This is a genomic window from Streptomyces sp. NPDC049627 (assembly GCF_044465645.1).
In the GTDB taxonomy this organism is placed as follows: Bacteria; Actinomycetota; Actinomycetes; order Streptomycetales; family Streptomycetaceae; genus Streptomyces.
The window spans coordinates 174,746-195,662 of record NZ_JBITLW010000009.1 but is presented as its reverse complement, the minus strand read 5'-3'; the positions used below and the strand labels follow the sequence as shown (position 1 = coordinate 195,662).

The following is a 20,917-nucleotide window of genomic DNA, read 5'->3' as shown; positions in this document are numbered from 1 at the left end:
GTGTCCTACGAGGCGTCGCGGGCGCAGGTCGTGTCCGTGCCCTCGGCCGGATCGCCGTGCTCCGTGCCGGGGCCGCCGGAGCGGAGCTCGACGCAGCAGGCGCCGGGGCGGGGCGCCAGGACGGCCGTGGTGTCCCGGGCGTCCGTGGCGGTCAGATAGCCGCGCAGGAAGGCGTGGTTCATGCCGCAGACCAGCTGCGGTGCCTGGGCGGCGACGGGGTGGAAGGGGCAGTTGTGCAGCACGGTCCGCCCGTTCCCGGCGTCCTCCGGCTCGAAGCCGAAGGCCTCCAGGAACGCGGTGACGTCGGCGGCGGGGGCCTCGGCGCCGAGCGCCGCGCCGCGCTCGTGGGCGACGCGCAGGGAAGCCTCCTGTGCGCTCTCGCCGGGCCGCTGCGCGATGATCGCCTGGGCCAGGAGCGAGGCCAGCAGATCCTGACGGCGCGGCGGAAGGCTCACCGCGAGCGTGTGCGGAACCGGTTCGTACACCTTCGGCGCGCGGCCCACCCGGCGCTGCCCCTGTCTGTCGTGGCGGGCCTGCAGCAACCCCGAGGCGACCAGCTTGTCCAGGTGGAACGCGGCCAGCTTGCGGGAGATGCCGACCGCTGCGGACGCCTCCTCCCGGGTCACCGGCCGCCGTGCCCGCCGTACGAACTCCAGCAGCCGACGCCGCGACTCGTCGCCCAGGACGGCGAGCGCGGCCATCGCGTCGGCGCCGGTCGCAGGCGTGGACGCTGCTGCCGAGGGTTCGGACGTCACGCGCTCACCGTAACCCCGAAGGGACACCGCCTGCGGGGGTACTCGGCACCTGTTCCGGACGTCGGCCGTCTTGACCGTCGGCCCCAATAAGACCAACAATTGTTGGTGAAACAACTCGCAGGTGAGGTGCCGTATGACGGTGCACAGTGAGCTACGGGATCAGCATCAGGCGAAGCAGCCGGTCAGCGGTGCCCTGGCGGGCCCCTACGGGCATCCCTTCCATCCGATCCTGGTCACCGTGCCGATCGGCGCCTGGGTGTCGAGCCTGGTCTTCGACATCGCCTCCCGGATCGTCGACCGGCCCGGCTTCCTGGCCCACGGATCCGCCTGGCTGATCGCCATCGGCGTGATCGGCGCCCTGGTGGCGGCCTGTGTCGGCTTCCTCGACCTGTTCGCCATCCCCACCGGCACCCCGGCCTTCCGTACGGCTGTGGTGCACATGTCGCTCAACCTCGCCGTCACCGCCGCCTACGCGGCCGGCTTCGCCTGGCGGCAGAGCGACGGCTACCCGGCGGGGCAGGGGGTGGGAGCCGGTCAGCTGGCGCTCTCCGCCGTCGCGCTCGCTGCCCTCGGCCTGTCCGGCTACCTCGGCGGCAAGCTCGCCTACCGCTACGGCGTACGCGTCGCCGACGAGTCGGTGCAGGCAGAGGGGTACCGCACCGGACCCGCCTGACCCCGCTCGTCACAACCGCTGGAGTCCGACATGGAGATCGCCGCTCTCGTCGCCTGGGTGGTCACCGCCCTCGGCGGCTTCGTCCTTCTCTTCCGCTGGATCGCGGGGGGCGGCCTGCGCGGGCAGCAGACCGGGGAGACCCGCTTCCCGGCCCCGCTCGTCTTCGGCCACTTCCTGCTCGCGGCGGCCGGACTGGTCGTCTGGATCGTCTACCTCGCCGCCGACAAGGACGGCCTGGCCTGGACGTCCTTCGGAATCCTCGTCGCCGTCGCCCTGCTCGGCTTCACCCTCTTCGCCCGCTGGCTGCCCGTCCACCGCGCCGCCCCGCCGGCGACCCAGGACGCCACGGCACCGCCCGAACGGCACCTGCCGGTCCCCGTGGTCGTCGCCCACGGCCTGCTGGGCGCCACGACCCTGGTGCTCGTGCTGCTGGCCGCATTGGAAGTCGGTTGACCCGCGTCGGTGTCCGATGCCCCGCGCGGGGCGCAGATATGCTCACCCGCCTCCCCGTCCCGTAGGAAGTTCCCTGGCCGACGCGTAACGTGAAGCAGCATGAGGATCCCCGCCACCGCTGCACGCTGTCGCACACTGCTGTCACCGGCAGGACGACCAGCCTGAAGACCAGCGAGGGGACGGACCCGCGTGAAAATCCTCATCAGCGCCGACATGGAGGGTGCCACCGGCGTGACCTGGCCGGCCGACGTACTGCCGGGGACACCTCAGTGGGAGCGGTGCCGGGGGATGTTCACCTCGGACGTCGACGCCGCCGTACTGGGTTTCTTCGACGGTGGCGCCGACGAGGTCCTCATCAACGAGGCGCACTGGACGATGCGCAATCTGCTGCTCGAACGGCTCGACGAGCGGGCCGAGATGCTCACCGGCCGGCACAAGGCGCTGTCCATGGTCGAGGGCGTCCAGCACGGCGACGTCGACGGCATCGCCTTCGTCGGCTACCACGCGGGCGCCGGCATGGAGGGCGTCCTCGCGCACACCTATCTCGCCAACTCCATCACCGGCGTCTGGCTGAACGACGTACGGGCGAGCGAGGGGCTGCTGAACGCGCACGTGGTCGCCGAGTACGGCGTGCCCGTCGTCCTCGTCACCGGCGACGACGTGGCCTGCGAGGACGCGCTCGGATACGCGCCCGAGGCGTTGAAGGTCGCCGTCAAGGACCACGTCTCGCGCTACGCGGCCGTCTGCCGTACGCCGGCCAGAACCGCCGCCGACATCCGCGCGGCGGCCAAGGAGGCGGCGGCGCTGGCGGTCCGGCACGAGCCGGTCGGCGCCGGGCCGTTCACCCTCGCCCTGGAGTTCGACGCCGAGCACCTCGCCCTGGCCGCCACCGTCGTTCCCGGTGTCGGCCGGATCGGTGAGCGCAAAGTGGCGTACACCAGCGAGACGATGTACGAGGGGATCCGTACCTTCAAGGCGGTCACCACGATCGTCTCGGCCGCGGTGGAGGAGCAGTATGGCTGACGGGCAGGCACTGGACGAGGTCGTGACGTTCACGTCCGACCTCATCCGCATCGACACGACCAACCGCGGCGGCGGCGACTGCCAGGAGCGCCCCGCCGCCGAGTACGCCGCCGCACGGCTGGCCGAGGCGGGCCTTGAGCCCACCCTGCTGGAGCGCACCAGGGGCCGTACGAACGTCGTCGCCCGGATCGAGGGCACCGATCCGTCGGCGGACGCGCTGCTCGTCCACGGTCACCTGGACGTGGTGCCCGCGCAGGCCGCCGAGTGGAGCGTGCACCCCTTCTCCGGGGAGATCCGCGACGGGGTCGTGTGGGGGCGGGGCGCGGTCGACATGAAGAACATGGACGCGATGATCCTCGCCGTCGTCCGGAGCTGGGTCCGCGAAGGCGTACGGCCACGGCGCGACGTCGTGATCGCGTTCACCGCCGACGAGGAGGCCAGCGCCGAGGACGGCTCCGGCTTCCTCGCCGACCGGCACGCGGGGCTGTTCGAGGGCTGTACCGAGGGCATCAGCGAGTCGGGGGCCTTCACCTTCCACGACGGCAGCGGGCGGCAGATCTACCCGATCGCGGCCGGGGAGCGCGGCACCGGCTGGCTCAAGCTCACGGCGCGCGGGAGGGCCGCCCACGGCTCCCGGCCCAACCGGGAGAACGCGGTCACCCGCCTCGCCGCGGCCGTCACCCGGATCGGCGCCCACGACTGGCCGCTGCGGCTGACCCCGACCGTCCGCGCCGCCCTCACCGAACTCGCCGCGCTCTACGGCCTCGACGCCGGCCTGGACGACGTGGACGGCCTGCTGGAGAAGCTCGGCCCGGCCGCCAGGCTGGTCGAGGCGACCGTCCGCAACAGCGCCAACCCGACCATGCTGGAGGCCGGTTACAAGGTCAACGTGATCCCGGGGGAGGCCGTGGCCTACGTCGACGGCCGGTATCTCCCCGGCGTCGAGGACGAGTTCCGCGCGACCGTCGACGAGCTCACCGGACCGGACGTGGAGTGGGAGTTCCACCACCGCGAGGTCGCCCTCCAGTCGCCGGTGGACTCGCCGACGTACGCCCGTATGCGCGCCGCCGTCGAGGAGTTCGCCCCCGAGGGGCACGTCGTGCCGTACTGCATGCCCGGCGGCACCGACGCCAAGCAGTTCTCGCGGCTGGGCATCACCGGCTACGGCTTCTCCCCGCTGAAGCTGCCGGAGGGCTACGACTACGGGGCCATGTTCCACGGCGTCGACGAGCGCGTGCCCGTCGAGGCCCTGCACTTCGGCGTCCGTGTCCTCGACCGTTTCCTGCGCACGGCCTAGGGGGGTTGAGGCGGACAGTGCGGACGCTGGCCTACGGTTCCTGGCCCTCGCCCATCGACGCGGCCCTCGCCGCCGCGCACGACGGACGGCCCGAGTACGTGGGGTTCGTCGGTGACGAGGCGTGGTGGATCGAGCCCCGGCCCACGGAGGGCGGGCGGCGCACACTGGTGCGGCGACGGGCCGACGGTACGGAGACGTCGGTGCTGCCCGCTCCGTGGAACGTGCGCAGCCGGGTCGTCGAGTACGGCGGACAGCCATGGGCCGGGGCGGTCGCCGACGGCCGGCCCCTCGTCGTCTTCGTCGACTTCGCCGACCAGCGGCTCTACCGGTACGAGGAGGGCGGCGAGCCGCGTCCGCTCACACCCCGCTCTCCGGTGGGCGGCGGACTGCGCTGGGTGGAGCCGCAGCTGCGGCTCGAACTCGGTGAAGTGTGGTGCGTGCTGGAGGAGTTCACGGGAGACGGGCCCACCGATGTGCGGCGCGTCCTGGCCGCCGTCCCGCTGGACGGCTCGGCGGCCGAGGAGCGCGACGCCGTACGCGAACTCAGCGACGCCCGGCACCGGTTCGTCACCGGAGCGCGGATCTCGCCGGACGGGCGGCGGGCCGCGTGGCTCGCCTGGGACCATCCGCGGATGCCGTGGGACGGGACGGAGCTGCTGGTCGCCGACGTCGGCGCCGACGGCATGCTCGGTCGACCGCATACCGTCGCCGGTGGGCCGGAGGAGTCGATCGCCCAGGTCGACTGGTCGGCGGACAACCGTCTTCTGTACACAGCCGACGGCAGCGGGTGGTGGAACCTCTACCGTGACGGCGAACCCGTCTGCCCGCGCGAGGAGGAGTTCGGCGGACCCCTGTGGAAGCTCGGCCTGCGCTGGTTCGCTCCGCTGGAGAGCGGGCTGATCGCCGTCGTCCACGGCCGAGGGTCGACGGTCCTCGGGATCCTGGATCCCGAATCCGGCGAACTCGTCGACGTGGCGGGTCCCTGGACCGAGTTCGCGCCCACGCTCGCGGCGCACGGCGAGCGGGTGATCGCCGTCGGCGCCAGCCCGCGCAGCGCGTACGAGGTCGTGGAACTGGACGAGCGCACCGGTCATGCCCGCGTCGTCGGCGCGGCGCACGACGACGCGGTGGACCCCGCCTACTACCCCGAGCCACAGATCCGCACCTTCACCGGCCCCGCCGGACAGGACATCCACGCGCACATCTACCCGCCCCACAACCCCGACTGCACGGCCCCCGACGGCACACCACCCCCGTACGTCGTCTGGGCACACGGCGGGCCCACCGACCGGGCGCCCCTCGTGCTCGACCTCGCCATCGCCTACTTCACCTCCCGCGGCATCGGCATCGCCGAGGTCGACTACGGCGGCTCCACCGGCTACGGCCGGGCGTACCGCAACCGGCTGCGCGAGCAGTGGGGCGTGGTCGACGTCGAGGACTGCGCGGCCGTCGCGCTCGCCCTCGCCGACGAGGGCACCGCCGACCGCGACCGGCTCGCCATCCGCGGCGGCAGCGCGGGCGGCTGGACCGCGGCCGCGTCGCTCGCCGCGACCGACGTCTACGCCTGCGGCACGATCCTCTACCCGGTCCTCGATCTGGCCGGCTGGGGCACGGGCGAGACCCACGACTTCGAGTCCCAGTACCTGGAGAGCCTCGTCGGACCGCTCGCCGAGGTGCCCGGTCGGTACGCCGAGCGCTCGCCGGCCGCGCACGCCGACCGCATCACCGCGCCCTTCCTGCTGCTGCAGGGCCTGGACGACGTGATCTGCCCGCCCGCCCAGTGCGAGCGGTTCCTGGCCGCCATGGAGGGACGCCGGGTGCCGCACGCCTACATCGCGTTCGAGGGGGAGGGCCACGGATTCCGGCGGGCGGAGACGACGATCCGCGCCCTGGAGGCCGAACTGTCGCTGTACGCCCAGGTCTTCGGGCTGAACCCGCCCGCGATCCCGACACTGGAGCTCGCCAAGTGAACGATCCCGTACGGCCACTGCAGCGGCCCTCCCGACTCGCCCCCGGTGCCCGCGTGGCCGTCGTGGCGCCCAGCGGACCCGTGCCCGAGGAGCGGCTGCAGGCCGGGCTCGACCTGCTGCGCGGCTGGGACCTCGACCCGGTGGTGGCGCCCCATGTGCTGGACCGGCACCGCGAGTTCGCGTACCTGGCGGGCGCGGACGCCGACCGGGCCGCCGATCTCCAGGGCGCCTGGTGCGACCGTTCCGTCGACGCCGTGCTGTGCGCCCGGGGCGGCTACGGAGCGCAGCGCATGGTCGACCTCCTCGACTGGGACGCGATGCGCGCGGCCGGACCCAAGGTGTTCCTCGGCTTCAGCGACATCACCGCGCTGCACGAGGCGTTCGCCACCCGGCTGGGCCTGGTCACGCTGCACGGGCCGATGGCGGCGGGCATCGACTTCATCAAGAACGCGCGGGCGCAGGAGCACCTGAAGGCCACGCTGTTCGAGCCGGAGTCGGTGCGCACGATCAGCTCCGCCGGATCGGCCCTGGTCCCGGGCCGGGCGCGGGGCGTCACCCTCGGCGGCTGTCTCAGTCTGCTCGCCGCCGAGGCGGGCACCCCGCACGCCCGGACCTCGGCCCGCGGCGGCCTGCTGTGCCTGGAGGACGTGGGCGAGGAGACGTACCGGCTCGACCGCTACCTCACCCAGCTTCTGCGCGCCGGCTTTCTCGACGGAGTGCGGGGCGTGCTGCTCGGGTCGTGGCAGGAGTGCGAGCCGTACGAGCGGGTGCGCGCGCTGTTCCTCGACCGGTTGGGTGGCCTCCGCGTGCCCGTTGTGGAGGAGTTCGGGTTCGGGCACGGTGAAGGGGCGTTGACGATTCCCTTCGGGGTGAGCGCCGAACTCGACGCCGGAGCAGGGACTTTGACCCTCGACGAGCCCGCCCTCCGTTGACCCCCGTTCACTGAATTTCCGTCAAGAAACCTCCGTCTCGGTGATTGACCTGGTCTGACACGTGTCACACCATGACAACCGGCCGGTACTTACTGGTCGGTATGCCGGGCTGTCCTCAGCGTGCTTCAGCGTGCCTCAGTGTGGAGGTCTTTGTGTCCCGTCGTGTGCCCAGAACCCCAGGGTCTGCCGCCCTCGCTCTCGTCCTCGGCGCCACGCTCACCGCACCCCTCGCGCTCACCTCTCCGGCCGCCGCGACCGGCCAGTACACCGTCACCGCCCTGAAGTTCACCGTCCAGGCGGGCGGGCGCACCTGCACCGTCGACGCCGACCTGTACCGGCCCGCGGGCGTGGACCGCGCCCACCCCGCACCGGCCGTCCTCACCACCAACGGCTTCGGCGGGAGCAAGTCCGACGGCTCGACCGACGCCGCCGGCAAGGCCTTCGCCGAGCGCGGATACGTCTCCCTCGTCTACTCCGGGCTCGGCTTCGGCAAGTCCGGCTGTCTGATCTCGCTCGACGACCCCGCCATCGACGGCGCCGCCGCCTCGCAACTGATCGACTTCCTGGGCGGCAAGCGGGCCGCCGACGACGGCACGACAGCCGACTTCGTCACCCTCGACGCCGCCGGCGACCCGCGCGTCGGCATGGTGGGCGGCTCCTACGGCGGGGCCATCCAGCTGGCCACGGCGGCCGTCGACCGGCGCGTCGACGCGCTGGTGCCGATGATCACCTGGAACAACCTCGCCTACGCGCTCGACCCGAACAACACCGTCGGCAGCGGGGGCGTCCCCGGCGCCTTCAAATGGCAGTGGGCCAACGGCTTCTACCTCATCGGCGAGGGCCAGCCCCTGCTGGAACCCAACCTCGACCCCTCCCGCATCAACAACATCGCCTGCCTCCACTTCGTCACCAAGGCCTGCGACACCGTCCGCACCCTCAACTCCGGCCGCTATCCGGCCAAGGAGACGGCCGAGCTGCTCGCCTACGCGCACAGCGTCTCGCCGGTGTCGTACCTGAGCCGCGTCAAGGCACCGACCCTCCTCGTCCAGGGCCAGGCCGACAGCCTCTTCAACCTCAACGAGGCGACGGCGACGTACAAGACGCTCAAGGCACAGGGGACCCCGACCAGGATGATCTGGCAGTCCTCGGGCCACAGCGGCGGCCTCACCGACCCGGCGAGCGGCGAACTCAACCCGGCCCAGGGCAACTTGGCGACCAGCTACGTCGGCCGCCGCATTCTCGCCTGGTTCGACCGCTATCTGGGGAAGAAGAACGTCGGCACCGGACCGGCCTTCGCCTACTACCGCGACTGGATCACCGACCCGAGCCACACCTACGCCACCGCCGACCGCGTCCCCGCACTCAGCCGGACGCTCTACCTCTCCGGCGACGGCAAGCTCGTCGACAACCGCGCCAAGGTGGCGCGCGGCAGCCGTACCTACACCAACTGGCTCGTCCCCACGAGCCACTCGGAGACCTCGCTCGCCGCACTCATCGGCATCCCGGACCGGGCGCCGTACGACACCAAGGGCACCTACCTCGGCTGGACCAGCGAGCCGCTCGCCCGCACCACGGACGTCGTCGGCGCGCCGCGGGCCACGCTGAAGGTCGTCTCCCCGACGGCCGAGCGGACCCAGCGCTCCGGGGACGCCGCCGACAGGCTCGTCCTGTTCGCCAAGCTGTACGACGTCGCACCCGACGGCACGCAGACGCTGGTGCGCCGGCTGGTCGCGCCGGTACGGGTGCCCGACGTCACGAAGAGGTTCACCGTGACCCTGCCGGGGATCGTGCACCGGTACGAGAAGGGGCACCGGCTGCGGTTCGTGATCGCGGCGAGTGACGACGCGTACTTCGGGAACCGGGGGATCAAGCCGGTGACCGTGGTCAGCGCGCCCGAGGAGACGGGGGTGCTCCAGCTGCCGGTGATCGGCTGAGCCGGCCCCGGGCTGCTCACCGCGCGTGATCGCGTCTTCGGGAGCATCCTTGTCATATGACCGCGAAGGCCAAGATGAGCGGCGTGAAAGGCAGCGGGAGGCAGCGCCGGCTCAGCGAGTGGCTGACCCCCAGGCGGATCACCGTGCTGGTTCTCGTCGTCATCGCCCTTGTCTTCATCTTCGAGAACACCGACGACACCGAGATCCGGCTGCTGATCCCCCTGGTGACGATGCCGCTGTGGCTGGCCCTGCTCGGCGTGGGCGTCATCGGCGCACTGTGCGGGGCGCTGTTCATGAGCCGGCGCCGATAGCGGGTCGTAGGCTGGCGCAATGCCCCACCTCGCGTCCCGCTACTTCGCCGAAGGCCCCCGCGTGGGCATACGCCACTTCACCTACGAGGACGGCGCCGAGTTCACCGCGCGGGCCCGGGAGAGCAAGTCGCTGCACCACCCGTGGCTCTTCCCGCCGGAGAGCCCCGCGGCGTACGCCGCCTATGCCGGGCGGCTGATCGAGGATCCGAGCAAGGCGGGGTTCCTCGTCTGCGTGAAGGACGACGGCGGGGGCATCGCCGGGTTCATCAACATCAACAACATCGTCGAGGGCGCCTTCCAGAGCGGGGCCCTGGGGTACGGCGCCTTCGCCCACGCGGCCGGGCGCGGCCTGATGCGGGAGGCCCTCGACCTGGTGGTCGGCCATGCCTTCGGCCCGATGCGGCTGCACCGCCTGGAGATCAACGTCCAGCCCGCCAACACCGCCTCGATCGCCCTCGCCCGGTCCTGCGGCTTCCGGCTGGAGGGCTTCTCGCCGCGCATGCTCTTCATCGACGGGGCCTGGCGCGACCACGAGCGGTGGGCCATCACCGCCGAGATGCGGACTTCCGGTTGATCTTCATCGTGTCGAGGTCGGTGACCGTCGACCTCAGGTCGCGAAAGCCGTATCCCCGCTCCCGGAGCGCGGTCTCGGCGCGGTCCTCGGCGATCGCGCCGGCCATCTCCTCGCCGTCCGCCGCGTCGGACACCACCACGTAGCGCATCGAGAAGTGCTTCAGCGGGGACGGCTCGTAGGAGAGGGACCCCTCCTCGGAGAACCGCATGCTGGTCAGACCGTGTTCGGGCGCCTCGGCGAGCAGCCGCGCCCGGGCCTCGTCGGTGAGCCCGTCCCAGGTGCCCCGGACGATCACCCGGTAGGTGTGCCGCTCACTCATCTTCTGTCCACCCGCTCCTGTGTACCGGCGTACTGCATCGGCGTTCCGTATTGGCGTTGAGGGCCGACTCTACGTCGGCGAGGATGAACCGCATGCGGAATTTCGTCGTGCTCGACGCCCCCTCCAACCTGGGCCTGCGCCCGCCCGCCCCCGGCACCGTGCCCGGCTGCTACAAGCTCGCCGGCGCCCTGCGGGAACAGCGGATCGTGCAGCGACTGCGGGCGCTGGAGGGCGGGGTGGTGGTGCCGCCGCGCTACGACCGGGGGGACTGGCAGGAGGGGGACGGCGTCTTCAACGCGGCCGCCATCGCCTCCTACACCCGCAAGCTGGCCGACCGCATCGAACACCATGTGCGCGCCGGGGACTTCCCCGTCGTGCTGGGCGGCGACTGCTCCATCAACCTCGGCGCCGCCCTCGCGCTGCGCCGCATCGGCCGGTACGGGCTGGCCGTCCTGGACGCCTCGCCCGACTTCCGGCACCCCGGCAACTCCGAGCGGATCGGCGCGGCGGGCGGCGAGGAGGTCGCCCTGGCCACCGGGCGCGGGCAGGAGGACCTGACGAACCTGGAGGGACTCAAGCCCTACCTGCGGGACGAGGACGTACGGTACTTCGGCATCCGCGACTGCTTCGAGGAATCGCGGGCCGAGCTGGGCGACCTGAAGATCCCCGTCGTGACCGTCGGGGACGTGCGCGAATGGGGCGCGGAGGCGCTCGCTTCGGTCACCCGGCAGGCCTTCGAGATTCCTCAACTGGACGGATACTGGGTGCACTTGGACGCCGACGTCCTCGATCCGTCCGTCATGCCGGCCGTCGACAGCCCCGATCCGGAGGGGCTGACCCCCGAGGAACTCGTGGCGCTACTGCGGCCGTTGCTCGGCTCGGCGTACTGCGTCGGCCTCAACGTCACCATCTACGACCCCGACCTGGACCCTGAGGGCACGGCCGGCGCGCTGTTCACCGACATCATCGTGTCGGCCCTCGATCAGGCCTGACGGTCCACGTACTCGTAGATCGCCCCGTCCGGATGCATCGCGATCAGGTTGCGGCCCACCGGCGTCGGCACCGGGCCCGCGACGATGTGCGCGCCCAGTTCGCTGAGTACCTGGCGGGCTTCCTCGACGTCCTTCACGGCGATCGTCGCGGCGACCTTGCGCAGCACCTCCAGCTCGGCCTCCGGGCCGCTCATCAGCAGGAAGCAGCCGACGGCCGCCACTTGGACACCGCCGCGTTCGAAGCGGAGGGCGGTGCCGCCCGCGAGGCGTTCGTAGAAGGGGACCGCGGTCTCCAGGTCGTCGACGCAGACGCGCAGCGTGGCTCCCAGAATCTCCATACGGACGAAGCCTAGTCGGGTGCGGCCGGAGTGGGAGATCGTTTCACGCGATCTGCTCACTCCGGCCGCGGTGGCACGGGGTTCAGCCCATGGCCTTGCGTACGACGTCCCGCGTACGGTCGACGACGGCCGCGACCGGACCCACCGCCACGTTCTTCAGCGCGGTGTCCGTGCCCGGGTGCGGGCGGGTCGGTGCCAGGGCCTCGGCCGCCTGCACCGCGCGCGCCAGGTTCTCCAGCTTGCCGCGGTCGGCGACCCGGTTGAAGTGCGCGAACTCGTAGCGCTCCTCGGAGTCGGCGTGCGCCAGCACGTCCTGGCGCAGGGCCGCGAACTGGTCCAGGAACTCCGGTGAGTCCGGGTCCATGTCGTCCAGCCGGGCCAGCGCCTGCTTGGCGTGCTCCTCCTCCTCGATACGGTCCTTCACGACGAGCTCCCCGCCATCGATGTGCCGGCGGGCGAAGGGATGGACGACCTCTTCCTCCGCGGTCTCGTGCACCGCGAGGAGGCGGACGAGCTCATGGAAGCAGCGCTTCCGCTCGTCGCCCTTGGTGGCCGCCACCTCGTCGAGCAGCTCCCGGATCCGCGTGTGCTGCCCCTTGAGCAGCTCCACGACGTCGGTGCGTTCGGTCATCCTCTTTCTCTTCCTCGCTTCTTGTTGCTCGGGTAGGGCGCTTGCGGGCGGCGGGTACCCGGGGACCGCGGGCTTACGCGCCGGTACGGGCCGTGACGCAGGACCGTTATGCGTACGCCTGTACGGGTACTCGGCGGCCATGGAACGCTTGGATCACCTTGAGCATCTGGACAAGCATCTGGTCGACGAACTGGCGCAGGTGGCGCGCGAGACCATCCGCGACGAACTGCGCGAGCAGACGCGCAGGCAGCGTCGGCGGGCTGCGCTGTACGCCGCGTCCGGCGCCGTCGCCCTGTACGCGGGCGCGGCCCTCGCGCTCGCCCTGGGGCTCGGCCTCGCCGCCGGGCTGCCGGACTGGGCCGCCGCGCTGATCACCGCCGTGATCCTCGGCGTGGTGGCGTACGTGCTGCGCGGCGCCGCCCGGCCGTCCGCGGCCCGGCCCACACCGGAACACGCGGCCGAGTTGGCCCACGGACGCACCCCCAGCGGTGCGCCTGCCGCGGCACCGGGCGGCATGCCCTACCCGCCGGTTCCGCCCGTCCCGCCCGGCACCGGCATGGGTACACCCGGCGCCCCGTTGCCCGGCACGCCCGGGGCGGCGACGGCCGAACCTTCCGAGGGGCGTCAACCCCCGCCGGGTGACATCGACCCCGAGCAGCCGCACCACCGGGCGTGACGCATGATGCGCAGGCCGTGGAAGGGCGCCCTGCCGAGGCACGGCAGGGCCGTCGTGGTCACCGGGGCCAGCGGCGGCGTGGGCCGGGCCGCGGCCCTGGCCTTCGCCGAGCGGGGCGACCGGGTCGCCCTGCTGGCCCGGGGACGCGAGGGCCTTGCCGGGGCGGCGGACGAGGTGCAGCGGGCCGGAGGTGAGGCCCTGGTCGTCAGCGTGGACATGTCCGACGCCAAGGCCGTCGACGACGCGGCTCAGCAGGTCGCCGACGCGTTCGGACGCATCGACGTCTGGGTCAACAACGCCTTCGCCGGGATCTACGCGCCGTTCACCGAGATCACCCCGGACGAGTTCCGGCGGGTGACCGAAGTGACGTATCTGGGCTATGTGTTCGGCACGCGGGCCGCCCTGCACCACATGCTGCCGCGTGACCGGGGGACCATCGTGCAGGTCGGATCCGCGCTGGCCTACCGGGGCATCCCGTTGCAGTCGGCGTACTGCGGGGCCAAGCACGCCATCCAGGGGTTCAACGAGTCGCTGCGGTGCGAGCTGCTGCGCGAGGGGAGCGGGGTGCGGACGACCATGGTGCAGCTCCCCGCCCTCAACACCCCGCAGTTCGACTGGGTGCTGAACCGGCTGCCGGGGCGGGCCCGGCCCGTGGCGCCGGTGTATCAGCCGGAGGTGGCCGCACGGGCGATCGTGCATGCCGCCGGGCACGGGCGGCGGCGGGAGTACTGGGTCGGGGGGTCCACGGCGGCGACGCTGATCGCCAACGCCGTCGCTCCCGGGCTGCTGGACCGCTACCTGGCGAGGACCGGTTTCGAGGCACAGCAGGACGAGGGCGAGCACGCGGGCCCGGGCAACCTGTGGACCCCGGCGGACGGGCCGCACGGGCGGGACTTCGGGGCGCACGGCCGTTTCGACGAGGAGTCCCATCCGGGCAGTTCACAGGAGTGGCTCTCCCGTAACCGCGGCCGGGTGGGACAGGCACTCACGGTCGGCGCCGGTGTGCTGGCCGCACGACAGCTGACCCGCCTGGTGCGCCGTTAGGCGCTAGGCGACCCGGTACTCCTGGACCTCCTCCGCCCGCAGTGTCAGACCGTGGCCGATCCCCTGCGTCGGGGCGATCGTGCCGCCCGTCGGGTCCAGGGCGCCGTCGAAGAACATGTCCTCGATGCGGACGTGGTCGTGGAACCACTCGATGTGGCGGAGGTTGGGGATCGCGGCGCACACGGCGGCGTGGGCGTGCGGGGCGCAGTGGGCCGAGACCTCCAGGCCGTGGGCCTGGGCGAGGGCGGCGGCGCGGAGGAACTCCGTGAGGCCGCCGCAGCGCGTGGCGTCGATCTGGAGGCAGTCGACCGCGCCCGCGGCGATCATGCGGGCGAAGTACGGGAGGTCGTAGCCGTATTCGCCGGCCGTGACGTCGCAGACCAGGGCGTCGCGGACCAGGCGCAGGCCGGTCAGGTCGTCCGAGGACACCGGCTCCTCGAACCAGCCGACACCCTGCTCGGCGAGGGCATGGCCGACGCGGACGGCCTGCTTACGGGTGTAGGCGCCGTTGGCGTCCACGTACAACTCGGCTTCGGCGCCTATCACTTGGCGCGCGCCCTGGACCCGGGCGACATCGCGCAGGACCTCGCGGCCCCAGTCCTCGCCGATCTTGATCTTCACGCGCGGGATGTGCTGGCCGTGCACCCAGCCGTTCAACTGAGCGGCCAGGTGGGTGTCGTGGTAGGTGGTGAAGCCGCCGCTGCCGTAGACGGGGACGCGGTCGCGGCAGGTGCCCAGGAGCCGGGCCAGGGGCAGTTCCAGCAGGCGGGCCTTCAGGTCCCACAGGGCGATGTCCAGCGCCGAGATCGCGCACGCGGCGACACCCGGACGGCCCGCGTTGCGGATCGCGCGGGACATCGCCTCGTGCGCGGCCGGGATGTCCAGGGCGCTGCGGCCCTCGACGAGGGGCGCGAGGTGGTCGCGCAGGAAGTCCCCGATCGCCGCCGGGCCGTACGTCCAGCCGGTGCCGGTCGCGTCGCCCGCCGTCACCTCGGCGATCACCACCGTGGTGGAGTTCCAGGACAGCGTGCCGTCCGCCTCGGGCGCGTCAGTGGGGACCGTGTAGACGGAGACGACGGGAAGATGGAGTTTCATCGGTGGACCGGCCCCTCGTCACCGCTGCAGCTGCGGCAGCACCTTCGTACGGTAGAAGTCGAAGAAGCCGCGCTGGTCGGGGCCGATCTGGTTGACGTAGATCCGGTCGAAGCCCGCCTCGGCGAAGGCGTCGAGTGCGGACACGTGCGCGTCGGCGTCGTCCCCGCACACCGTGTTCTCGCGCACCATCTCCTCGGTGATCAGCGGTTGCAGCTGCTCGAAATGGCGCGGCGACGGCAGGATCTGGCCCATCTCGCCGGGCAGCAGCTGGTTGGACCACAGCCGGCGCACGGTGCGGACGGCCTCGTCGCGGTCGGTGCCGTAGCAGACCTTCGTGCCGCCCAGGACCGGCTTGCCGTGCCCGCCGCCCTTGCGGAACTGGGTCACCATCTCCTCGTCCGGCATCATCGTGATGTAGCCGTCGCCGACCCGGGCCGCGAGCGCCGTCGCCGCCGGGCCGAAGCCGGAGATGTCGATCGGGACCGGCTCGTCGGGGACCGTGTACAGGCGGGCGTTCTCCACCCGGTAGTGGCTGCCGTAATGGCTGATCTCCTCGCCGGAGAACAGCCGGCGCATGATCAGGATCGCCTCTTCCAGCATCTCCAGGCGGACGCTCGCGGGCGGCCACACATGGCCGAGGATGTGCTCGTTGAGGGCCTCACCGGTGCCGACGCCGAGCCGGAAGCGGCCGTTCGTCATCACCGCGCAGGTCGCCGCCGCCTGGGCCACCACCGCCGGATGGATGCGCACGGTCGGGCAGGTGACCGCCGTCTCGACGGGCAGCGAGACCGCCTCCGAGATCGCGCCGATCACCGACCACACGAACGGGCTCTCGCCCTGCGCGTCGTTCCACGGGTGGTAGTGGTCCGAGATCCACAGCGACTGGAATCCGGCCTGCTCGGCCATCCTCGCCTGCTCGACGAGATCGGCGGGACGGAACTCCTCGCTCGCCAGGAAGTAGCCGTACTCGGGCATCGGGGGACACCTCCGGGAGTGCCGCGTCGGCGGCGGGGGACGGGGTCGCCGTTCCGGGTACCCGGCGGCCAGGCGGGAAACCGGGCTGTTCCTGGTCGGCGTGGCATGACGCCGCGCTGCCCGGAGCCGACGTTTGGCGGTCCTGGCCAGGGGGACGCGGAAGGCTCCCGAGGTACGCGACAGCGAGCACTCAAGAGCGAGTGAGTCATCAACCAGGCCGGAGGCCAACCGTGAGTCGACCCCGCATCGTGATCGTCGGCGCCGGATTCGCCGGGTACCGTGCGGCCCGCACCCTGTCCCGGCTCACCCGGCACAGGGCCGACATCACCCTGCTGAATCCGACCGACTACTTCCTGTATCTGCCGCTGCTGCCCCAGGTCGCCGCCGGCATCCTCGAACCGCGCCGGGTGACCGTGTCGCTCTCCGGCACCCTGCCCCACGTACGGCTCGTGCTCGGCGAGGCCGACGCGATCGACCTCGACGGGCACACCGTGCACTACAGCGGGCCCGAGGGCGACGGCGGGACCCTGCCCTACGACCGGCTGATCCTCGCCGCCGGCAGCGTCAACAAGCTGCTGCCCATCCCCGGCGTCGCCGAGCACGCGCACGGCTTCCGGGGGCTCCCCGAGGCGCTGTACCTGCGCGACCACGTGACCCGGCAGGTGGAGCTGGCGACCGCCGCCGACGACCCCGAGAGCTGCCGGGCGCGCTGCACCTTCGTCGTCGTGGGCGCCGGATACACCGGTACGGAGGTCGCCGCGCAGGGCAAGCTGTTCACCGACTCCCAGGTGCGCAAGCACCCCCTGCGAGCCGGCATGCGGCCGCGCTGGCTGCTCCTCGACATCGCCGACCGTGTGCTGCCCGAACTGGACGAGCGGCTGTCCCGCACCGCCGACCGGGTGCTGCGGCAGCGGGGCGTGGACGTGCGGATGGGCACCTCCGTGAAGGAGGCCACGCACCGCGGGGTCCTGCTGACCGACGGCGAGTTCGTCGACACCCGGACCGTGGTGTGGTGTGTCGGCGTACGGCCGGATCCGCTCGCCGAGTCCCTCGGGCTGCCCATGGAACGAGGCCGCGTCCTCGTCGACCCGCACCTCCAAGTCCCCGGCCGGCCCGAGCTGTTCGCCGCCGGGGACGCGGCCGCCGTGCCCGACCTGGAGAAGCCCGGCCAGTTCACGCCGATGACGGCCCAGCACGCCTGGCGGCACGGCAAGGCCGTGGCCCACAACGTCGCCGCGTCCCTGGGCATGGGTGAGCGGCGCCCCTACCGCCACCGCGACAAGGGCTTCGCCGTGGACCTGGGCGGCGTCAAGGCGGCCGCCAACCCGTTCGGCCTGCCGCTGTCCGGCGTGGCGGCGGGCGCGGTCACCCGCGGCTACCACCTCGCCGCGATGCCCGGCAACCGCATCCGCGTCGCCGCCGACTGGTTCCTGGACGCCGTACTGCCGCGCCAGGCCGTGCAGTTGGGGCTCGTCCGGGAGTGGTCGGTGCCGCTGGACACCGCGTCGCCGGAGCTGGCGCGGGTGCCGGGTGGGCCGGAGAAGGGCGTGGAGAAGAGGGGGGAGCGGCCCCGGGAGAGGGGCGCGGAGAGCGGCGCGGTGAAAGGAGGGGGGAAGCGGTCGCAGGCAGGTCAGGGGGCGGCTGAGCCGACGGAGGCCGAGGAGCCCGACAGAAGCCGGTCGGGAGGCGAGCGCGTGGAGAGTCAACCCGGTGGTGGGCCCGCGAAGGGCTTCGCCTCGCCCGGTCCCGCCGAGCACCCTGATGCCACGGAGGCCCAGGAGAGCAAGCGCTTCGGCGCCCCCATCTCCGTCCGGCGCCCCGACGTCACCAAGGGCCACTGGGCGTCGGGCACGGGTGGCGGCTCCTCGGGCACGGGTGGCGGTGCGGCACGCTCGGGCGGTCGTACAGGCACGCCCCAGGGCACCCGCAGGGCCGCCGAACCGTCCGACCCCGTCCAGGACCCCGACGCCGTCAAGCACCCCGAACCTCCCGGCCCCGTGACGCGGGACGAACTCCGGGCCGCACACGAGCCGCCCCCCGACGCCCCCGCGGTCCACAAACGGCACCCCGAAGCCCCCGGACCCCGCTCCCACAACCCCTCGGAAGGAGCCCCATGAACACCGCCGAACTCGTCGAGCTCGCCCAGCAGTTGCGTGTGGACAGCGTGCGGGCCTCCGCCGCCGCGGGGTCGGGGCACCCTACGTCGTCGATGTCCGCCGCCGATCTGACGGCCGTACTCCTCGCCAACCACCTCCGCTACGACTTCGACCGGCCCGCCCACCCCGGCAACGACCGCTTCGTCCTCTCCAAAGGACACGCCTCGCCCCTGCTGTACTCCGCCTACAAGGCGGCCGGCGCCATCGAGGACGGTGAGCTGCTCACCTTCCGCAAGCTCGGCAGCCGGCTCGAAGGGCATCCGACGCCGCGGTGGCTGCCGTGGGTGGAGACCGCGACCGGTTCGCTCGGGCAGGGGCTGCCGATCGGGGTGGGGATCGCGCTGGCCGGCAAGCGGCTCGACCGGTCCGGGTACCGGGTGTGGGTGCTGTGCGGGGACAGCGAGCTCGCGGAAGGGTCCGTGTGGGAGGCCGCCGAACACGCGGCGTACGAGCATCTGGACAACCTCACCGCGATCGTCGACGTGAACCGGCTGGGCCAGCGCGGCCCGACCCGGCACGGCCATGATCTCGACGCCTATGCCCGCCGCTTCCAGGCCTTCGGCTGGCACACCGTCGAGGTCGACGGGCACGACGTGGACGCGATCGACCGCGCGTACGGGGAGGCCAGGTCCACCACCGGGCAGCCCACCGCGATCCTCGCCCGCACGCTCAAGGGCAAGGGCGTCGAGACCGTCCAGGACCGGGAGGGACTGCACGGCAAGCCGCTGCCGGAGCCGGAGGAGGCGATCGCGGAACTCGGCGGGCCCCGCGACATCCGCGTCAGCGTCCACGAACCGCCCGCCGCCCGCATGCTGCACTCCGTTCCCGTCGGCGACCTCCAACTGCCCCGCTGGGACAAGGGCGAGGAGGTGGCCACGCGCAACGCCTACGGTGAGGCGCTCGCCGCGCTGGGCACCTGCCGCGGTGACGTCGTCGCCCTCGACGGCGAGGTCAGCGACTCCACCCGCGCCGAGTTCTTCGCCAAGGAGCACCCCGACCGGTTCTTCGAGTGCTACATCGCCGAGCAGCAGATGGTCGCCGCCGCGGTGGGGCTCGCGACACGCGGCTGGGTGCCCTACGCCTCCACCTTCGCCGCATTCCTCACCCGCGCCCACGACTTCGTGCGCATGGCGTCGGTCAGCGGGGCCGGCGTCAACCTCGTCGGCTCGCACGCCGGCGTCGCGATCGGGCAGGACGGGCCGAGCCAGATGGGCCTGGAGGACCTGGCGATGATGCGGGCCGTGCACGGCTCGACCGTGCTGTACCCGTGCGACGCCAACCAGACCGCGAAGCTCGTCGCCGCCATGGCCGGCCTGCAGGGCATCCGCTATCTGCGCACCTCGCGCGGCGCGAGCCCGGTCCTCTACGGCCCCGACGAGGAGTTCCCCGTCGGCGGCAGCAAGGTGCTGCGCTCCAGTCCGTACGACCGGCTGACCGTCGTCGCGGCCGGCGTCACCGTGCACGAGGCGCTCGCCGCCGCCGACGCCCTGGACCGCGAGGGCATCCAGGTCAGGGTCGTCGACCTCTACTCCGTCAAGCCCGTGGACCGGGCCACCCTGCGCCGGGCCGCCGAGGACACCGGCTGTCTGCTCACCGTGGAGGACCACCACGAGGAGGGCGGCCTCGGCGACGCCGTCCTCGACGCGTTCCTCGACGGGCGCCCGGTGCCGCGCCTGGTGCGCCTCGCCGTCCGCAGGATGCCGGGCTCGGCCTCCCCGGACCAGCAGCTGCACGCCGCGGGCATCGACGCCGCGTCCATCGCGGCCGCGGGGAAGCTGCTGGTGGAGGAGGCGGTCGTACGGTGACGGGCGGCGGCGATACCAGGAAGGTGCGGGCAGGCCGCCGTACCGTCGAGGTCAAACGGGTCGACAAGGTGCTCTTCCCCGGCGGCGCAGGCGCCAAGGAGTACACCAAGGGAGACCTCGTCGACTACTACCGGTCCGTCGCCGCGTTCATGCTGCCGCACCTGCGGGGCCGCCCGCTGATGCTGGAGCGGCACCCCGACGGTCTCGACGGCCCGCGATTCATGCAGAAGAACACCCCGGAGCACTACCCGGAGTGGATCACCCGCTTCGAGGTGCCCAAGGAGGACGGCACCGTCTGCCACACCGTCTGCGACGACACCGCCACCCTCGTCTTCCTCGCCGACCAGGCCTGCCTCACCGTGCACCGCTGGCTCTCCCGCACCGACGGCATCGACCGGCCCGACCGGATGGTCTTCGACCTCGACCCGGCCGAGGACTCTTTTGCCCAGGTCAGGGCGGCCGCCGGACTTCTCGGCGAGCTCCTCGACGAGCTGGATCTGCCCTCGGCGCCGATGACCACCGGCTCGCGCGGGCTGCACATCGTCGTTCCGCTGAACGGGCAGCACGACTTCGACGAGGTAAGGGAGTTCGCCAAGGACGTCGCCGGAATGCTCGAGGCGGCCCATCCGGACCGGCTCACCACCGCCGCCCGCAAGAAGGACCGCGGCGACCGGCTCTACCTCGACGTGCAGCGCAACGCCTACGCCCAGACCGCCGTCGCGCCCTACACCGTGCGCGCCCGCCCCGGCGCCCCCGTCGCCACGCCGCTGACCTGGGCGGATCTGGACGACCAGGAGCTGGACGCCCGGCGCTGGAGCATCGCCGACGCCGTGGAGCAGGCCCGCACCGACCCCTGGGCCGGGCTGATGGGCCGGGGACGCGCCCTCGGACCGGCCCGGCGCAGGCTCGACGCACTGCGTGCCTGAAGGAGGCACCGCGTGCCGGAAAGCCGCCCCGCAGGCCT

General features: G+C 72.4%; 21 protein-coding genes. 15 read left to right on the top strand and 6 right to left on the bottom strand.

The genetic code is table 11. The features are described 5' to 3' along the window. Nucleotides 1-5 precede the first annotated feature (5 nt). Entirely contained in the window at nt 6-755 is a 750-nt protein-coding gene (locus ACIBU0_RS25205; RefSeq protein WP_398822055.1) for a helix-turn-helix transcriptional regulator, read from the bottom strand. A gap of 133 nt (nt 756-888) precedes the next feature. On the opposite strand from ACIBU0_RS25205, the gene ACIBU0_RS25200 reads away from it, so the two are divergent. The 9 genes from ACIBU0_RS25200 (at nt 889) to ACIBU0_RS25160 (ending at nt 9,922) form a co-directional block, all read left to right on the top strand. Then, nucleotides 889-1,428: a DUF2231 domain-containing protein gene (locus ACIBU0_RS25200; RefSeq protein WP_398822053.1), complete on the top strand. Its 540-nt coding sequence runs from the start codon at nt 889-891 to the stop codon at nt 1,426-1,428. 30 nt (nt 1,429-1,458) lie between these two features. Beyond that, nucleotides 1,459-1,881 (top strand): hypothetical protein, encoded by a 423-nt coding sequence (locus ACIBU0_RS25195; protein WP_398822051.1) that lies wholly within the window; start codon nt 1,459-1,461, stop codon nt 1,879-1,881. 189 nt (nt 1,882-2,070) lie between these two features. Then, nucleotides 2,071-2,904 carry a M55 family metallopeptidase gene (locus ACIBU0_RS25190; RefSeq protein WP_398822049.1) on the top strand — a complete coding sequence of 278 codons (834 nt, stop codon included), beginning with the start codon at nt 2,071-2,073 and terminating at the stop codon, nt 2,902-2,904. Then, a complete protein-coding gene (locus ACIBU0_RS25185; protein ID WP_398822047.1) occupies nt 2,897-4,201 on the top strand; it encodes a M20/M25/M40 family metallo-hydrolase in 1,305 nt (434 codons plus the stop codon). The genes ACIBU0_RS25190 and ACIBU0_RS25185 overlap by 8 nt, the downstream gene beginning before the upstream one ends. Nucleotides 4,202-4,218: 17 nt before the next feature. Next, entirely contained in the window at nt 4,219-6,171 is a 1,953-nt protein-coding gene (locus ACIBU0_RS25180; protein ID WP_398822045.1) for an LpqB family beta-propeller domain-containing protein, read from the top strand. Then, a complete protein-coding gene (locus tag ACIBU0_RS25175) occupies nt 6,168-7,103 on the top strand; it encodes an LD-carboxypeptidase (protein WP_398822043.1) in 936 nt (311 codons plus the stop codon). Before ACIBU0_RS25180 ends, ACIBU0_RS25175 begins: the two co-directional genes overlap by 4 nt. 140 nt (nt 7,104-7,243) lie before the next feature. Further along, nucleotides 7,244-9,037 (top strand): CocE/NonD family hydrolase, encoded by a 1,794-nt coding sequence (locus ACIBU0_RS25170; RefSeq protein ID WP_398822041.1) that lies wholly within the window; start codon nt 7,244-7,246, stop codon nt 9,035-9,037. Nucleotides 9,038-9,093: 56 nt separating this feature from the next. Continuing rightward, complete coding sequence (locus tag ACIBU0_RS25165; protein WP_398822039.1) at nt 9,094-9,348, top strand: DUF1049 domain-containing protein; 255 nt, start codon at nt 9,094-9,096, stop codon at nt 9,346-9,348. Nucleotides 9,349-9,367: 19 nt separating this feature from the next. After that, on the top strand, nt 9,368-9,922 hold the full coding sequence (locus ACIBU0_RS25160) for a GNAT family N-acetyltransferase (RefSeq protein ID WP_398822037.1): 555 nt from the start codon (nt 9,368-9,370) through the stop codon (nt 9,920-9,922). Here ACIBU0_RS25160 and ACIBU0_RS25155 read toward each other — a convergent pair. After that, nucleotides 9,894-10,241, bottom strand: a complete 348-nt coding sequence (locus ACIBU0_RS25155; RefSeq protein ID WP_398822035.1) for a DUF6204 family protein — start codon at nt 10,239-10,241, stop codon at nt 9,894-9,896. The genes ACIBU0_RS25160 and ACIBU0_RS25155 overlap by 29 nt on opposite strands. 92 nt (nt 10,242-10,333) lie before the next feature. On the opposite strand from ACIBU0_RS25155, the gene ACIBU0_RS25150 reads away from it, so the two are divergent. Further along, nucleotides 10,334-11,233: an arginase family protein gene (locus ACIBU0_RS25150; RefSeq protein WP_398822033.1), complete on the top strand. Its 900-nt coding sequence runs from the start codon at nt 10,334-10,336 to the stop codon at nt 11,231-11,233. On the opposite strand, the gene ACIBU0_RS25145 is transcribed toward ACIBU0_RS25150, so the two are convergent. Together ACIBU0_RS25145 and ACIBU0_RS25140 are read right to left on the bottom strand one after the other, a co-directional pair. Continuing rightward, complete coding sequence (locus ACIBU0_RS25145) at nt 11,224-11,571, bottom strand: VOC family protein (RefSeq protein WP_398822031.1); 348 nt, start codon at nt 11,569-11,571, stop codon at nt 11,224-11,226. The genes ACIBU0_RS25150 and ACIBU0_RS25145 overlap by 10 nt on opposite strands. A gap of 82 nt (nt 11,572-11,653) precedes the next feature. Next, nucleotides 11,654-12,202, bottom strand: coding sequence for a hemerythrin domain-containing protein (locus tag ACIBU0_RS25140; protein ID WP_398822029.1), 549 nt, complete (start codon nt 12,200-12,202; stop codon nt 11,654-11,656). Nucleotides 12,203-12,341: 139 nt separating this feature from the next. On the opposite strand from ACIBU0_RS25140, the gene ACIBU0_RS25135 reads away from it, so the two are divergent. Then, nucleotides 12,342-12,878, top strand: a complete 537-nt coding sequence (locus ACIBU0_RS25135) for a phage holin family protein (RefSeq protein ID WP_398822027.1) — start codon at nt 12,342-12,344, stop codon at nt 12,876-12,878. 6 nt (nt 12,879-12,884) lie between these two features. Continuing rightward, nucleotides 12,885-13,922 carry an SDR family oxidoreductase gene (locus ACIBU0_RS25130; protein WP_398822768.1) on the top strand — a complete coding sequence of 346 codons (1,038 nt, stop codon included), beginning with the start codon at nt 12,885-12,887 and terminating at the stop codon, nt 13,920-13,922. Nucleotides 13,923-13,925: 3 nt separating this feature from the next. On the opposite strand, the gene ACIBU0_RS25125 is transcribed toward ACIBU0_RS25130, so the two are convergent. Further along, nucleotides 13,926-15,017, bottom strand: coding sequence for an enolase C-terminal domain-like protein (locus tag ACIBU0_RS25125; RefSeq protein ID WP_398822025.1), 1,092 nt, complete (start codon nt 15,015-15,017; stop codon nt 13,926-13,928). Between the two features lie 18 nt (nt 15,018-15,035). Then, on the bottom strand, nt 15,036-15,992 hold the full coding sequence (locus ACIBU0_RS25120; RefSeq protein WP_398822023.1) for an LLM class F420-dependent oxidoreductase: 957 nt from the start codon (nt 15,990-15,992) through the stop codon (nt 15,036-15,038). A gap of 230 nt (nt 15,993-16,222) precedes the next feature. On the opposite strand from ACIBU0_RS25120, the gene ACIBU0_RS25115 reads away from it, so the two are divergent. The 3 genes from ACIBU0_RS25115 to ligD are packed head-to-tail and all read left to right on the top strand — an operon-like array spanning nt 16,223 to nt 20,879. Beyond that, complete coding sequence (locus ACIBU0_RS25115; protein WP_398822021.1) at nt 16,223-18,109, top strand: FAD-dependent oxidoreductase; 1,887 nt, start codon at nt 16,223-16,225, stop codon at nt 18,107-18,109. After that, entirely contained in the window at nt 18,106-19,953 is a 1,848-nt protein-coding gene (locus tag ACIBU0_RS25110; RefSeq protein ID WP_398822019.1) for a transketolase, read from the top strand. Before ACIBU0_RS25115 ends, ACIBU0_RS25110 begins: the two co-directional genes overlap by 4 nt. Beyond that, entirely contained in the window at nt 19,950-20,879 is a 930-nt protein-coding gene (ligD, locus tag ACIBU0_RS25105; RefSeq protein ID WP_398822017.1) for a non-homologous end-joining DNA ligase, read from the top strand. The genes ACIBU0_RS25110 and ligD overlap by 4 nt, the downstream gene beginning before the upstream one ends. The last annotated feature ends 38 nt before the right edge of the window (nt 20,880-20,917 follow it).